10 protein-coding genes are annotated in these 16,576 nt (G+C 46.8%); 1 reads left to right on the forward strand and 9 read right to left on the reverse strand.

What is annotated here, in order from left to right:
- Positions 1-10: 10 nt before the first annotated feature.
- Genes smc through ACWB0I_RS05615 form a run of 5 tightly spaced genes read right to left on the reverse strand, consistent with a single transcriptional unit; the run spans position 11 to position 8,009 of the window.
- The gene (gene smc, locus ACWB0I_RS05595) at positions 11-3,529 is read right to left on the reverse strand and encodes a chromosome segregation protein SMC (RefSeq protein WP_479387055.1); all 3,519 of its coding nucleotides are present in this window, start codon (positions 3,527-3,529) and stop codon (positions 11-13) included.
- 8 nt (positions 3,530-3,537) lie between these two features.
- Positions 3,538-6,054, reverse strand: coding sequence for a glycoside hydrolase family 2 TIM barrel-domain containing protein (locus ACWB0I_RS05600; protein WP_479387056.1), 2,517 nt, complete (start codon positions 6,052-6,054; stop codon positions 3,538-3,540).
- Positions 6,055-6,069: 15 nt separating this feature from the next.
- Positions 6,070-6,780, reverse strand: coding sequence for a pyridoxine 5'-phosphate synthase (locus tag ACWB0I_RS05605; protein ID WP_479387057.1), 711 nt, complete (start codon positions 6,778-6,780; stop codon positions 6,070-6,072).
- Positions 6,781-6,801: 21 nt separating this feature from the next.
- Positions 6,802-7,347 (reverse strand): hypothetical protein, encoded by a 546-nt coding sequence (locus ACWB0I_RS05610; RefSeq protein WP_479387058.1) that lies wholly within the window; start codon positions 7,345-7,347, stop codon positions 6,802-6,804.
- Positions 7,348-7,349: 2 nt separating this feature from the next.
- A complete protein-coding gene (locus ACWB0I_RS05615; protein ID WP_479387059.1) occupies positions 7,350-8,009 on the reverse strand; it encodes a hypothetical protein in 660 nt (219 codons plus the stop codon).
- A gap of 216 nt (positions 8,010-8,225) precedes the next feature.
- Here ACWB0I_RS05615 and ligA point away from each other — a divergent pair, with 216 nt between their 5' ends.
- Positions 8,226-10,232, forward strand: coding sequence for an NAD-dependent DNA ligase LigA (gene ligA, locus ACWB0I_RS05620; RefSeq protein WP_479387060.1), 2,007 nt, complete (start codon positions 8,226-8,228; stop codon positions 10,230-10,232).
- 302 nt (positions 10,233-10,534) lie between these two features.
- On the opposite strand, the gene ACWB0I_RS05625 is transcribed toward ligA, so the two are convergent.
- The 4 genes from ACWB0I_RS05625 to ACWB0I_RS05640 all read right to left on the reverse strand — a co-directional run bounded on the left by ACWB0I_RS05625 (position 10,535) and on the right by ACWB0I_RS05640 (position 16,539).
- Positions 10,535-10,828: a PG0541 family transporter-associated protein gene (locus tag ACWB0I_RS05625; protein WP_479387061.1), complete on the reverse strand. Its 294-nt coding sequence runs from the start codon at positions 10,826-10,828 to the stop codon at positions 10,535-10,537.
- 59 nt (positions 10,829-10,887) lie between these two features.
- On the reverse strand, positions 10,888-13,995 hold the full coding sequence (locus tag ACWB0I_RS05630) for an efflux RND transporter permease subunit (RefSeq protein ID WP_479387062.1): 3,108 nt from the start codon (positions 13,993-13,995) through the stop codon (positions 10,888-10,890).
- A 12-nt stretch (positions 13,996-14,007) separates the two neighbouring features.
- Positions 14,008-15,063: an efflux RND transporter periplasmic adaptor subunit gene (locus ACWB0I_RS05635; protein WP_479387063.1), complete on the reverse strand. Its 1,056-nt coding sequence runs from the start codon at positions 15,061-15,063 to the stop codon at positions 14,008-14,010.
- Positions 15,064-15,186: 123 nt separating this feature from the next.
- Positions 15,187-16,539, reverse strand: coding sequence for a TolC family protein (locus tag ACWB0I_RS05640; protein ID WP_479387064.1), 1,353 nt, complete (start codon positions 16,537-16,539; stop codon positions 15,187-15,189).
- Between the last annotated feature and the right edge of the window lie 37 nt (positions 16,540-16,576).

The raw sequence follows: 16,576 nt of genomic DNA on the forward strand, positions 1-16,576 counted from the left end.
ATTACACCTTTTAATTAAATTTTACTGATACTATTTTAGATACACCTTCTTCTTCCATGGTTACTCCGTAAAGCGTTTCGGCGGCTTCCATGGTTCGTTTATTGTGCGTAACCACAATAAATTGTGTGTTTTGCGAAAATTGTTTAAGCGCCTCGGTAAAACGGCCAATATTAATGTCGTCCAGGGGCGCATCCACCTCGTCTAAAATACAAAAGGGGCTGGGCTTAACTAAATAGATGGCAAATAACAGAGAGATGGCCGTCAATGTCTTTTCTCCGGAAGAGAGCAAGGTCAGTGTCTGTAAACGGTTGCCTTTGGTGCGGATTTTAAAAATGATGTCGGCCTCCAGCACATCGGCGCCTTCTTCCAGCTCAATGGTACCTTCGCCATTCTCGAAAAACGATTTAAAAACGGTTTCGAAATTGCTCTTAATTTGATTGAAGGTTTCTATGAATTGTTTACGCGCTGTCTTGTTAATTTTGTCGATGGTTTCGATCAACGATTTTTCTGCCTGTAGCAAGTCATCGCGTTGTCCGGTCAAAAAGTCGAGTCGCTCTTTTTCCTCTTCGTATTCCTGAACGGCCAGGGGATTGACCGGCCCCATATTTTTTATGCGTAAACGCAGGGTCTCAATGCGTTGCTCGGCCTCCTCCTCATTAAAATCCTGAAAAGGAATGCCCACCTCAACGTCCTCGGAATACTCCTTCAGAGCGTATTCTCTTATGTTCTCCGCTTTATACTCATTTTCCTGTATCTTTAGTTCCAATTGTTTGCTTTTTTCGACCGTAGAATCGTGTTGCCGCCGGTACTGGCGGGTTTGCTCTTCCAGATCGATGATTTTGGCTTTTAATTCCTGATATTGTTGTTCAACGATCTGTTTTTTGTCTTCTAATTGATCTTTCTGTTCCCACAGGAATTCGCGTGTCTTTTTGCGTTGTTCCGTATCCACATCAATTTGAGTCAGCGTTTCATTAATTTGCTTGATTTCATGGCCTTTTCGTTCAATCTCTGCTCTTAAGTCAGCAATGGAGCGCTCGGTGCGCTGAATGTCCGAAAGGCGGTTCTGATATTGATTGCGCAGATTATTGCTCTGTAAACGCGCTTTTTGTACTTCTTCTAACAGGTACTCCATGGCCTGGCTTTTTTGCTCATATTCTGAGGTGCGTCGGATGGTTTCGGCTTCCAGTTCATTTAATTCCTGTTGCAATTCTTCCAGGATAGCTTCATTGCGCTCGATCTCTTTCTGTAAATCGAAATTTTCTTTTCTTAAGCGATCGATCCGTTGCTGAGCATTGGCCATCTCCTGAGTTAATTTCTGCACTTCGTACTGCAATTGGTTCTCTTTTTTGTCCAGTTCAATCTTTTCGCTCTGTAGTTGTTGCAAAGATTGCCTCTTGCTTTCAATGTCAGCCTTCAAGCGCTGAATTTGTTGCTCGGTGTCTTGATGAGTTTGCTGCACCTTTTGCGCTTCTGCTTCCAGCTCGTGAAGCTGTTTCTCCAATTTTTTTAATTGGTCCTTACGGCCAACCATGGAAACCGCTTTTTTGGTTACTTCGCCGCTGGAGATTTCCCGATTGAAGTTAACTAATTCGCCCGTTTCTGTGATGAAGCGGAACTGCGGATATTGCTGCGCCAACTCCAGAGCCTGATCCAGTGTTTGCGTCACAATGACATCGCCTAACAGCAGATGAACCAGGCCTTCGTATTGATCGTCGTAACGGATTTTGTCTTTCAAAAAGGAAAGCGATGATGGCCGGGGATTAGAAGATGAGAGCTCTGGAATGCGTTCCAGAGGGATGAGCGTAATGCGTCCCTTCTTTTCTTGTTTAACGTGCTCGATGATGTTGCGCGCCGCTTTAACTGTGTCGACCAGTACGTAGTTTAAAGCCTCTCCCAGCAAAATTTCCAGCAAGGGCGTCAATGTTTCATCTGCTGAAATAATGTCGGAAAGGGTTCCCTGCACCCCGCGAAAATTCTGGCGGTTGGTCATTACGTATTTGGTGCTCTGCCAGAAGCCTTCGTAACTGGTGACGATCTGCTCAAAAAAGTTCTTCCGTGAACGTACCTCTTCCAGGTTGCCCATAATCTGGCGCATTTGTTGATCCAGCTGATCCCGCTTTTCACTTAAGGTTGCAACCTGGGCTTCCAGTTGTTCAATGTTTTTTTTCAGATTGTTTTCCTGTTTCAGGAATTCATTCTGTTTCAATTTCAGACGCGCAATTTCGGTCTCCAGATGCTGAATCTCCTGTTGCCAGGCTGTGGTTTTCTCTTCCGTTTCGCTTAGTTGTTCTTTTTGAAAGCGAAATCGATAAGCGCGCTGCGCCTGTTGATCTTTAAAATCAGAAACGTACTGAAATTTTTGGCGAAACTGCTGATTGAGCTGGTCGATCTCCTGTTTCTCTTTTTGCAGAATATCCAGATCGCTCTGACGTTGGGCCTCAATCTCTGCCAGTTTTTCCTCCGCCGCTTCCTTTTTTAAATTGATCTCGTCAATTTCACTTTGATAAGTTTTCAGATTTTCCTGTAGCAAAGTGATTTTTTGTTCGGCCTGCTCAATATCTTCGATGTAACGGGCCTTGTTCTGCATTAATTGTTCCTGGCGCGTTTCAGCTACGGCCTGTTCCTGGTTCAGTTGAGCCAGTTGTTGGTTTAATTCACTAATCTGTACATTGTACTGTTGAATCTCCTGTTCCAGCTTTATTTGTTCCCGTTTGTAATCTTCCAGCAGAGCCTCGTCCATGGTAATCTGGTGGTGGCTCTCTTCTTTGATTTTACTGACTTCCTGCAACTGTTGCTTTAAGGGACGGATTTCATCCAACAGGGCATGAAAGCGATGGCGACAAAGTTCTACATCCAATTTCTTCAACTCTTCGCTGTAGGTTAAATAGCGTCTGGCTTTGCCCACCTGTCGGGATAAGGAATGGACCTTTTTCTCAACTTCACTGATAATATCATTAATTCTGACCAGATCGGTACGCGTCTCTTCCAGTTTCCTGAGCGCCGATTTCCTGCGGATTTTGTATTTGACGATGCCGGCCGCTTCTTCCAGCAGCAGGCGCCGTTCGGCTTTGTTTTCACTTAAAATGGATTCTACCATTTTAAGTTCAATCACCGAATAGGAATTGGGGCCCAGACCGGTGTCCATGAACAAATTTAGCACGTCTTTTAAACGCACCACCGAATTGTTAATCAGATATTCGCTTTCTCCGGAACGGTAAAGACGACGCGTAATGACCACTTCATCAAATTCCGTGTTCAAAATCTTTTTGTTGTTCTGAATGGTCAGCGAAACCTCGGCCATGCCCATGGGTTTACGGTTGCGCGTGCCATTAAATATGACACTCTGCATTTTGTCGCTGCGCAAAACCGTGGTGCGTTGCTCGCCCAGCACCCAGCGTACGGCATCGACAATATTGGATTTCCCCGAGCCATTGGGCCCGATAATACAGGAAATGCCTTCATTAAAATCTAATTTAATTTTTTGGGCAAACGATTTGAAACCCAGAAGTTGCAATCTTGATAAGTACATCGTGCTCCTTAAAACAAACTTTGCGCATTGATCATCAGTTGTAAATAATCAACCCAATAATTAGGTGGATTAAAAAGAGCCCAAAAGATAAGAATTGGAATGAAATAACACAACATTAAAATTACAAACACTTTCGATGTTTTGGCAATAAACAGAATGTGGATACCATTGATGAGTCGGATTTGTACCCACAGGATGAAGATGGCAAAACCAATCCAGAGCCATTTAAGTGGATAGTGAAAAAGGAGGAAGTGATAACTGACCAGACTGACCGGAAAAAACCAGATGAGCGGTGCGCCGGCCCAGGAAATGGTAGCCAGGCCCTGACGAAAACGGATTTTCGCCCGATTAGCCCAGGCCAAAATTTTAAGAAGGAAAGCGCCGGCAAAAGGCACGATTGTAAACAGAACCAGAAAAAAGAGCGTGATCAGGATTTTATTTTGACTCAATTGTAAATAGTGTTCAAACACGCCTAATGGAATCAGAAAAATGGCCATGATCTCCTGGAGCCACAAGGATTTGTGGAAAAAATAGATTTGAGAGGCCAGAAATACAGAGGCAACCATGGAAATAATCAGGGCGATGGTAATGGAGTTGAACAGGGGGATGATGCGTCTTTCTCGCAAGTCCACAAAAAAACCATAGGAATGGCGCAAAGAGCGCCAGAAATTTTCACGCAGTCGGGGCGCCCGGCGATAGATGGCGAAAAACAGGATGACGCTAAAGGTCATTAACAAAGAAAAGAAGTTGGTGCGTGGTTTTTGATCCTGCAAATCCTGTAGTAGAGTGGCATCATCTGTTTGCCAGGGGTTGCCCAGTAATTTGACCCAACTTTTTGCTTCTCCGTGAACATTCAAAAAGCCATGCGGAACCATCCGACCCGGCTGGCCGTCGATTCCAAAATCATTGGGGTATTCGGTAAACCAGTCGTGCAAACATTCCACAAAACCGCCGTTGGGTTGAAAGTCTTTTAAAGCTTTAAAAATCTCATTTTTAATGAGCAGGCTGCGATTGATCTGGTGCGATTCATCGGCGTTATTTTTCTTTAACAGATCAGAAGTTAACAAACCAATTTTGCCAAACAGGGCAAAAGATGGCTGGTTTGCCTCTTCTTCCAGAAAGTGAACCGGTTGGTAGCGATCGTACAGGTAAAAATTGGAAACACTCTCCGGAGGAAAAGGAAAACCGGGAATGGGCGAAATATAGGTTAAGACGTGTAAATTTTCTTTTAGCTTACCATTTAAAATGAAAATAAATTTTTGGGCGCTGGGCAGGTGGAGCGGAATTTCCTGTCCTAAACCAATGGCTGCCAGTGAAGGATGGGACAAATAAAAGGGTCGGATTTGCTGACAAATATGTTTGCCGGCTTCCAATAAATAGTTTTCGGCAAAAAATTCTTTTGGAAAACGCCAGATTGGAAATTCAGCAAAAACCAGGATTCCCAAAGAATCACACAGACTCAACAGGGCCCGATCCGGTAAATAGTGCGATAAACGAATGGCATTAAACTGTAATTTTTTTACAAAACTCAACATCTCCGTTAAGGACTGCAAATAATGGCGTCCTTTAAAGATTTCCGGCGAAAGATGAAGCGTAATACCGCGCACCTGAAATGGCTGGTTGTTTAAATAAAATTTTTGTTTCTGGATTTTAAAGGTTCGGGCCCCAAATTTTTGCCTGAAGGTAAAAGACCGTTTACCCTGTTTGGTACTTACCTGGCCTTGCACGGAAAATGTTAACAACCGAGGTTCTTTGGTCGTCCAGAGATTGGAGGGAGCCAGAGGAACAGTGCCTTCTAACAAAAGCGTGGCAGTCCTGGTTTCCCGCGAAAAGCGCTGTTTTTTAAAAAAGGTTTGCTCGTCGGATAATCGTCTAAGCGACTCTTCAATTTTAAAGCTCTGGATGGGGCTGGAAGTTTCTATCTGGTATTGGTAATGCAAAAGAAATTGATTGTCCCGATCAAGTAAATTCAACTTTTTGAGAATGATGGTTGGCTTTTGTGTCACTTCCAGATAGACGGCTGCGCCCGGACCAAGAAAGTGCTCTTCAGAAAGGACATAAACGATATTGGGAAACCCGGCGTCTGCCGACTGTACGGGTTTGATTTTCAAGGTGATGTTTAGAACGGAATCCTGGTTAAAATATTCTTCGGGTATTTTTAAACGCCAGGGATTGAGGCTGTTAGGCGAAACGCCTAACAGGTGATTGTTAATGTAAAAGTAGCAGGCGCCGTGAATATTTTGAGAGACAAGGTTTAGCTCGGCCTGCGGGGATAAATTCTGTGGCAGATGGAAAGTGGTGGTAAAGATGAGCTGTTTGTTCGTTTTCAGTAATAAGGGTAGCTCAACCTGTCGTGGGCCGTTTTGACCAACCTGCAATTTCCAGTTTTTTAGAAGATGGCGTGTCATCGTTGAGGCCTCCGTGCCGGAGATGGCATTGATATCGGGCCAGGTGTAGTGTACCGGACTCTGGGCCAATAGCAATCCGATCAGCAACAAACTGAAAAGCAAGCTCTTAACATTCATTGACAAAAATCCTTTTTACATTAAAGCGATCAAATCCCGAACAGCCTGTTCAAAACCAATGGCCAGCGCCTTGCTGAAGAGGGGTTTGCCCACAATGATGTCTTCAATATTTTCCATTTTGGTGATGTCACGGATATTCTCGAAGCCAATGTGCCCGCTGATGTTTACGCCCATGCCCAGCTTGTTGGCTGCCACGGCCAGATTGTCCAGCTCTTGTAACAGGGCGATTTCCGCATCCATGTCTTCTGCGTGAGCCAGGCCGGAAGCATCCAGTTCAACATAATCGAATTCCAGTTTGCCGGCCAACTTGACCTGCTCGACGTTGGGTTCAATGAGAACCGAGCACAGAATGCCATTGGTTCGCAGTTCCACAATAAAATCCTGTAGCTGGGTGGGGTACATGTCCACGTTAAGGGGATGAGGAGTAATATCATTCAAATCGCCGGGGGCTACAAAAGTGATCATGTCCGGCTTAATGCGCAAAAGTTTACGAACATTTTCTTCGGTTAAATTACAGCGCACGTTAAGGTAGGTTTTAACGATGTGTTTCAACAGGACGATGTCGGTCTCTTTAACGGTCTTCTGGTCGTCGTGTAAATAGGCCACAATACTTTCGGCGCCTCCTAATTCGGCCAGAACCACGGCTTGAATGGGATCGGGGTATTTGTCTTTAAAGCTGTTGCGAACAAAAGCAATCGGATCTACCTCAACGGCTAATCGGTGCATGGTTAAACCTCCTGTGTGTAATTAGAACGATGACAGGTCTTCCCAGCGAATAATGCGCCAGATGCCGGTCGTATCATTTTGCGAAAGAATTTTTTTCTTAAAAACAAAAAGTGCTTCCCCCCGTATGGTTGGAATTTCACGTCCGCCATCGATCACTAAACTAAAAACTTTTTTAATTTCTTTCAATGTTCTTTCCTGATTTAGAAAGCGTCCGTAAACCGTTCCCTCCCAGGTCAGATTCAAGGTCTGAAAGTGACGAAACATGCCTACCGTGGTTTTAATGTCCACATCCCGGCCCCAGGTCAGGTCGGTAACCGGTTCTGTGGCAAAGTTTTTGGAAATGAACAGAAAACTGCTGTCTAAAAGATCGGCGTAAACCAGCGAATCCTTAAAGTTGTAAGCGTACTTAAAATTGATCAGCACCTCTTCCGGAGTTTTCTGATCCGTTACAATCAAACTGGAGCCTTCAAAAGATTGTTTTAAAGCCGGCGCGAAAGGGTTTTCGCAGGCATGAAAAAGAATCAGTACAAAAAAAGTGATGACTGAGATGATGGACCAGCGTTTCATTATTAAATGGCCTTTTTCCGGTAGTACAACTTAAGATTGGTCCAGGTTCCTTCGTAATTTTTATTCAGGGCGTTGTCCTGCCAGAAATAGATGTACCAGACCTCCGGAGGTGTAGTAGATCGAAATAAACGAAATTGCAGCAAGCCACTGTACGTTTTACTGGAATCCAGCGAAAAGGCGATCTTTAAATTGTATTTAATGCTACCCGTCTCCAGAGAATCGTTCACCGAAGTTGGTGTAATAGGATTTAAAGGAATTTCCTGTCCATCACCCAGGGAGAGGTCAATTTTTGGGTAGCCGCTTTTTTGGGATTGAACCAATTGGATAAAATAGTTCTCTTCGTCATTGAGCGTCCAGGGCTGTCGGGCGAACTCATTGGCAAAGTGCTGCTCGGGAATGAACAAAAAACCATGGGGTTGCCCCAACAAAATTTGGGGCACGAAACATTTCATGTATTCTGCCACATTTTTTTCCTGCAACGCCTTTTTGAGATTAACAAACACCAGCTCCGGCGTTACAGCCGGATCATACACACCGCTCTGGCCGGGACCGCTGCTGCCCGGTTTTTCAACCTGATTCTCGCGTGTGGTAAAGGGATTGGTGCAGCTCAACAAAACGAGACCTACCAGCCATATTGAATATTTAGTAAATATTTGTAACATCTAACTTTAACCTGATTCCAATTAATGGGAAAAATTAAGGATAAAATAGCCTAAAATCAAATGGATGTCCTGTAAAATAAATTTGTTAAATATTTTAAATCAAAATAAATTGAAACGGTCTGAATTCGGCGACTTTTAAAAAAGAGAAAAACGCTTCAGAAAAAAGTGGTAATTTGTACAGAATTACCAGCACTATTCGATTAGAGGAGGGATACCGTGGACGTTAAACAGCGCATTGAGGAGCTGCGTAAGCTCATCAATAAATATGATTATGAATATTACGTTCTGGCTCAGCCTTCCATCAGTGATTACGAATACGACCAGCTCATGAAAGAATTGGAGACTCTGGAGAAGAAACATCCGGAGCTCATCACGCCCGATTCGCCCACCCAAAGGGTCAGCGGCGAGCCCATTAAAGAATTTCCCACTGTTGCGCATCGTAAGCCCATGCTCTCGCTTTCCAATACGTACAGTGAAATGGAATTCCGTGAATTTAACCAGCGCGTACGCCAGGCCTTGCCCGGGGAAAAAGTGGAATATGTGGCCGAGCTAAAAATCGATGGCGTGGCTATCAGTCTGCTGTACGAAAACGGGCGGTTTGTGCGCGGAGTGACTCGCGGGGATGGTTTGCAGGGCGATGATATTACGCCCAATTTGCGTACGATTCGGGCCATTCCTCTGCGTGTGCGTACCCAGCAAAACGTGGCGGAGTCGTTTGAAGTCCGGGGTGAAATTTACATGTCCAAAGAGGCTTTTCAGCGTTTGAATGCCGAGCGTGAAGAGCAGGGGGAAGCCGTGTTCGCCAATCCGCGAAATGCTGCCGCCGGTTCGCTCAAGTTGCAGGACCCGAGGCTGGTTGCTAAACGCGGCTTGAGTCTGTTTGCCTATTACATCGATTCCGAAGTACCCGGCTTTGTCAAAGACACGCATTTCGAGAACTTAAAAATGCTGCAGGCTCTAGGCTTTCCGGTCAATCCCCATTTTCGTTTGTGCGCCACTCTGCAAGAGGTCTTCGATTTTTTTCAGGAATGGGAGAGCAAACGCCACAGTCTGCCTTACGAAATAGACGGCGTGGTGGTCAAGGTCAACCGTTTAGACCAGCAGGCCCGATTGGGCACCACGGCCAAGAGTCCGCGCTGGGCCATTGCCTACAAATTTAAAGCCGAGCAGGCCGAAACATTGCTGCAAAAGATCACCTGGCAGGTGGGACGCACCGGCATTGTAACGCCTGTGGCCGAGTTACAGCCGGTACAATTAGCTGGTACAACGGTTTCCCGCGCTACCCTGCACAACGTCGATGAAATCCGGCGTAAAGATATTCGTGAAGGAGACTGGGTCTTTATTGAAAAAGGGGGGGACATCATCCCCAAAGTGGTGGGCGTTGATCTTAAAAGACGGCCTGCCCATTCCGAACCACCGCGTATTCCTCAAACCTGTCCGGTGTGCGGCACGGAACTGGTGCAGTTAGAAGGAGAGGTAGCCATCCGTTGTCCCAATATCTCCTGCCCGGCGCAAATTAAGCGCAGCATCGAACATTTTGCCAGCCGCGGGGCCATGGACATCGAAGGCCTGGGGACGGCCCTGGTGGAAATGCTGGTGGATAAGGGCTTGGTCAAAGACATTGCCGATATTTACCAGCTCCAACAGGAAGAAGTGGCCAGTCTGGAACGCATGGGCCAGAAGAGCGCACAAAATCTGATGCAGGCCATTGAGAAAAGCAAACGCCAGCCACTGGATCGTTTAATCTTTGCACTGGGCATTCCTTACATCGGGGCCAATGCCGCTAAAATTCTGGCCCGGCATTTCAAATCGCTGCAAGCCTTGCAGCAGGCCAGTAAGGAAGAGCTGGAGCAAATCGATGGCGTTGGCCAAAAAATGGCCGAGAGCATTGTACGCTACTTTAAAAATGAACAAAATCAGCGGATATTGCAACGCCTGATCGAGGCCGGCGTGCATACGGAAATGGAAGCCGAAAAAGAGGAGGCAGAACAACTTTTAACAGGAAAAACATTTGTACTGACCGGAACCCTACCCCACCTAAAACGGGACGAAGCGAAAACGCTAATCGAAAAATACGGGGGAAAAGTCAGCTCGTCCGTGTCGCGTAAAACCGATTTTGTTCTGGCCGGCGAAGATCCGGGTTCCAAGTTCCGAAAAGCCCAGGAATTGGGTATTCCCATCATCGATGAGAACACTTTTTTAAAGATGATCGGCAAAGCCTAGTATTTGCTGCCGAAGCGCAGCTGGACCTGGCTGCAGTGCTCATAGGCGTTCGCGGCCTGTGGGAAAACGGTGCGGATATTTCCCGTCGTCATTGAAAGAAAAGCCTCGCCATTCCGACAGGTTGCGATGACACAGCAGATCGGATTTTCACCTTCCAGGCCTAACGTGCCGTTTTATAAAAATTTTGGAGTTCGAACTTCGAATTTTGCCTTGCAGGTGGCCTCTTGTTGGAAAATTAAAGGTTCCAGCTTTGTTTTCTTAAATCGTTCAACCAGGCGCTGGAAAACTTGATCCGGCCAGAATCAAATCGCCTGTTCGATGTTCCAGACAAAAGCGCGGACGCCTTCTTCTTCTGCCATTTCATTCACTTTTTTAACATGATCCAGAATGGGCTGTACAAGATTATCTTCAACAACCGTGAGAATAACCGCATTCAAAGAGGGCCAGATGTGCGTGCCATAGTGTGGATCGCCTGTTTCAGAACCTCTACCATGAACATTTAACCAGCGTGTAAAACCTTTTATGTTCAATCGTTCTAAAATCTCGTACACCTCGTCGCTAATGCTTTGATTGTAAACGATCATCACTGCCTTCATTTTGTACCTCTCTGTTTCTGAATTTAAACGGGCCATCCGCCAGATGACCCGTTTGTATTTTATTCCCACTCGGCTGCTTTGAATTTTGTCTCAAAAAGTGAATAGATAACCGGAACCAGCACGAGCGTTACAACCGTGGATATGCCCAGGCCAAAGATGATGGAAATCCCCAGAGGCTGCCACATCTCTGAGCCTTCTCCGCTGCTGATAGCCAGGGGCAACATGCCCAGGATGGTAGTAATGGCTGTCATCAGCACAGGGCGCAAGCGGTTGCCGCCGGCTGTTACAATGGCCTCGTGCAATTCATATTCCCGCGCGCGTAAAATATTGGTGTAGTCTACCAGCACAATGGCATTTTTGACCACAATGCCCATCAACATGATGATGGCCAGAAAAGCGATTGCCGACAGCGGCGTGCCGGTGAGGAACAGGCCCCAGGCCACACCAACCAGGGCAAAAGGTAAAGAAAACATGATGACAAACGGATCCAACAGGGATTCAAACTGCGAAGCCATAATCATGTAAACCAGAAAGATGCTGAGGATCAAAAACAGGCCCAGGTCGCTAAAAGATTCGCTCTGTTGTTCTACCTGACCTGAATATTCCAGCTCTACGCCTTCTGGAATTTTGAGTTGGGCTATTTTACTTTTCAGTTCGGCTGTGACATCGCCCAAAGCGCGGCCTGAAATATTGGCGCCAACGGTTACCACCCGTTCCTGGTTTTTGCGTTTGATCTCCGGCGGATAGAGTACTTCGCGAATGGTGGCAATGTCTTTTACCTTGACCATCTTGCCGGTCATGGTGGGTATGGAAATATTTTGCACGGCGGCTATGGATTTCCGAAATGCTGGCTTGTAGCGGATGAACACATCGTATTCTTCGCCTTCTTCCCGATATTTGGTGGCCACCATTCCATAGATGCAATGGCGGATGGCGTTGGCTACCATGGCTGTGTTCAAACCAAGGGGGGCCAGCTTCTCCCGATCCGGAACGATTTCCAGCTCAGGGCGCTCCCGCCCCCGATCCACGGCTACATCCACCGCGCCGGGAATGGATTTTAACAGGCCTTCCACCTGGCGGGCCAGAGCGGTGGTCTTTTGCAAATCATAGCCGATGATATCGACCTGCAGCTGTTTGCCTGTGGCGCCCATTAAAAAGGAGCCTGCTCCTGCGGCGCTGATGCTAAAATTGATAATTCCCGGAATTTGAGCAATGCGCTTGCGCAGCGAATCAGCTATTTCAAATGTGGTTCGTTTTCTGCTATTCCGGCTGCCAAAGCGTAAGCGCATCAGGAAAATATTGGACCCTTCTTTCTGGCCCATCATAATCGAAGAAAAGCCCTGGTCGTTTACACCGGCCTGAACGCTGTAATAGCGTAATTCCGGCGCTTCTTTTTTGACAATGTCTTCAATCATTCGGGCATATTCTCTGGTGCGTTCCAATTTTACGGCCGGCTGTAATTCCACATTTATTTGCAGCGATCCGTCATCGCTTTGAGGCATAAATTCTGTGCCCACAAATTTGAAGAGAAACATCGAAGCCGCAAAAATAATCAGGGCCAGGCCAACGACCGTTTTGCGGTGGATTAAGGCCCATTTCAGAACATTCTGATACCAGTTTTCCAGAGCCAGAAACCACTTTTCGCTCACCTGATAGACTTTGCCCAGCGTGCCTTTAAATTCCTTTTTACCAATCTGTCTTTTGAACAGTTTGGAAGACAACATGGGCACCAGCGAAAGCGCAGCAAACAGGGATGTTATGATCATTACAGTAACCAATAGACCCAGAATGTGAAAGAAAACGCCGGCAATGCCGGACAGAAAGGCCAGGGGCAGAAACACGGCCACAATCGACAGGGTGGAAGCGACCACTGCCAGTCCCACCTCATTGGAACCAAAAACGGCAGCCTCGCGGGGACGCGCACCCATTTCGATATGGCGCGTAATATTCTCTAAAATAACGATGGCATCATCAACCACCATGCCGACCGCAATGCTAAGGGACGAAAGCGTAATGATGTTGATGGTCTCTCCGGTCAGGAAAAGGTAGATGAAGGCCACTATCAAAGAAAAGGGGATGGTTAAAGCGACAACAATGGTACCTCGCCACTCTCTTAAAAAGACAAGGATGACTAAAATCACAAACAATCCGCCCAGTAGCACCGCCTCAGCCAGATTGCGAATGGAGTTGAGGATAAAATCAGAAGAATCGAGCACCATGTGTAGTTTTACATCGGCTGGCAGGCGTTTTTGCAAATCGGGTAGTTTGTGACGCACGCGGTTGGCCACAATCACGGTATTGGCGCCGGATTGTTTCATTACAATTAAAATCATGCCTTTACCGCCCAGAAGTCGCGTTTCGATGGTGCGCTCTTTCAGTGTGTCCTGAATGGTGGCTACCTCTCTAAGGTAAACCGGCCTTCCCATGCGGGAGGCAATTACCACATCGCCGATCTGTCTGGAATCAGAAAATTCGCCTGGGACACGCAGATTGTAATCCAGTCGCCCCATTTTAATGTCGCCCACAGGCATGGTCACATTTTCGGCAGCCAGCACTCCGGCGATCTGCTCAATAGACAGGTGGTAAGCCTCCAGACGCTGGGGATCGATCTCCAGGCGCACCTGACGAATGGGCCCGCCCATGACCATTACGGTGCCTACACCCGGCAGGCGTTTCAACGGATCGGCTATTTTTTTGTCGATCAACTTGTCCAGGCCATTGTAACTTTCATCGGCCGAAACCCCGTAAATCAGAACAGGGAACATGTTGCTGCCAAATTTAAACAGAATGGGCGTATCGGCATCTTCGGGCAACTCCCGTTTGGCCATTTCCAGTAAATTTCTGATGTCATTGGCCGCTTCGTCCAAATTGGTACCCCACTTGAACTTGCACTGAATCACTGAAACGTTGTCAATGGATGTGGAAGTGATTTCATCCAATTTATTGACTGTACTTAATGAGCCCTCGATTTTTTTGGTGACATTGGTTTCCACGTCCTTTGCGCTGGCTCCCGGGTATTGGGTGATGATGCTGATTACCGGATTTTCTATCTCCGGAAATAGATCGATGGGCAATTTGGCCAGCGAAACCAGACCTATGGCCAGGATTCCCAGAAACACCATTATGGTAGTTATCGGTCGATCAACAAAGAGTTTTGGAAGGTTCATGCTCATATCTCCTTACTGCTGTGTTCCGCTTGGTGCTGTGACTTTGACAGGCAGGCCATCTTTCAGCAGGTACTGACCTTCAATGACCAGGGCTTCTCCGGCCCGAAGACCGCTCTTAATTTCAAACAGATCATCAAAACGCTGGCCTAATTTCAGATCGCGGCGTCTGGCTACGTTATTTTCAACCACAAAGGCGTAGTAATGGCTGGTGCCAACCTGACGGATTAAAGCAGCGCGGGGCACTGCCAGAACCACCCGGGTTCCCAGATCAAGGCGCACGCTACAGAACATGCCTGGTCTTAACTGGCGTTGCGGATTGGCTACGCGGATTTCAGCTCCAAAAGTACGAGTCAAAGGATCGATGGCCGGATCAATTCGCGTAACCTTTCCCTTAAATATCTGCCCGGGAATGACATCGCTTTGAATGGTGGCCGCCTGTCCCAAAACAACGGAAGAAATGTCGCTTTCAGGGATATGAATCGAAATTTTAAGCAGATCAAATTGCATGACTGTTAAAATAGCGGGCGAGCCGGCTGCTCCGGGCATCAGTTGGAAAACTTCCCCTTCGTTAATCCATTTGGTAGTAACCATCCCATCAAAAGGCGCACGGATTTGCGTATTAGCCAGCGTAAGTTCATAACCAGCTTTGGCTGCCTGGTAGGCGCCCTTTATTTTGTCAAATTGACTGGGAGAAATGGAACCTTCTTCCAGCAAAGGTTGCATGCGTTCAAAATCCTGTTTGGCCAGTTCAAACTGTACCCTGGCCTGGGTCAATTGTGCATCATCCATCTGCACAAGAAGCTGACCTTTTTTCACGGCATCCCCTGGTTCTACGTAGATTTTTTTTACAATGCCGGGCATCTGCGCTCCCAGGTTGGTCTTTTGCCAGGGCTCAACGCTTCCGGTGAACTGCAACTCCCACTCCATGGTGTGTCGTTGAACGGTGGCCACCTCCACAGGAATTTCTTTTGTGCTTTGAAGCGCCTGTTTTTCTTTTGCGCAGGAGTTGAACAACAACGCGCCTGCGATAAACAGGAGAATTATGGGTAAAGCAAATCTATTTTTCATTTTAACCTCCAGATGTTTTTAAAAATTACCATTCCAAACAGATCGGTCGAGCCGACATCCCGAGCGTCCCACTGTAAGTAAGACCACGCAAAAAATTCCAGCGGCCGGGTAAAAAACGCCAGTTTAAAGGTCTGCATCCAGCCTGCCCACCAGTTGATCAAAATCTGCCGAGGCGACTAAAAAATCGTAAACGGCCTTGGCGTAATTAAAACGCGCCTGGGTTAAGGCTACTTCGGCGTCGTTCACTTCTAGCTGAGTACTCAATCCATTTTTGTAGCGGGAAAGGGCAATCTGGTACCCTTTTTGGGCCTGAGCAATGGATTTTTCCTGTACCTGGACGCGTTTTTTGGCCTGAGCCATTCGGTACAGAACGCTGCGCAATTGGGTTTTAATGGCTTCGGCTACACCGCTTTGCTGCTCCACAACCTGCCTGTGCGTCAGTTCAGCCTGCTGTACTCTGGCCACACGCGCCAACCCTTTGAATAACGGAATCTGCAATTGTAAACCGACCATGCTGGTTTTCACCCAAAAATAATCGGCAAATTTAAAATCATTGGCCTGAGTCTGGTACTGATAATTGCCAAAAGCCACCAGGCTGGGATAAAATTCCGCTTTAGCCAGCTCCACACTGGTTTTGGTTAGTTTGGTCTGTAAATAGAGTTTGCGTAGTGTGGCATTGTGGGCCAGGAGTTCAGTGAGCGCTTCTTGCAGAGTAGGGAGCGACAAATGCTCGTCATAACGCAGTTTGCCGCTCACCTGAATTTCCTGTTCCGCATTTAAACCCATGACTATTTTAAGACCGTCAAGGGCCAATTTGTAATTGTCTTCCGCCTGCATGACGTTAGGCCTGAGATTCTCGATCTGCACCTCTGCCTTGAGCAGATCGTAATCGGCTACCAGCCCCTGTGCGTGCATTTTACGCACATTTTCCAGATTATCTTCCGCATCTTTTAGACTCATGCGCATAAAGTCGCGTAGATCACGGGCTAGTAACACCCCGTAAAAAGCCTTTTTAACATTGGTCACGGTGTTAATTTTGCTCTCGCGGTACGATTCGCGGGAGAGTAACAGATTTTGTCTGGCCAGTTTTAATCCGCTGTAAATTTGCTTTAAAAAAATGGGTAACGTTGCAGAGATGGTTCCGGTGTAGGAATTGTTGTAGCCAATTTCCAGTATCGTTGGTCCTCCGCCGGGCGGGCCAAAGGGCGTGCCGGGAGGCAAAAAGATAACCGGTTTTTTAATATTGCGCGTGTATTGACCGCTGACATCCAGAGAAGGTAGTAAATTACCATAGCTCTCCCGCACCTGTTGGTGTGCCTTCTTCACTTCCAGCCCGGCCACCTTAATATCACGATTTTGTTGTAAAGCGATGGTGATGGCCTTGTCCAGGGTGAGCTGCAGGGGAGAACTTTCCTGCGAAAAACTCAATAGGGGCGTGAGGAAAAAGACCATGAGCAGAATCAATCGGTACCTCATCGTTTGGGCTCCTTTATCTGATTAATTTTATTAACGG

The sequence above is a fragment of the Caldithrix sp. genome (assembly GCF_056497305.1).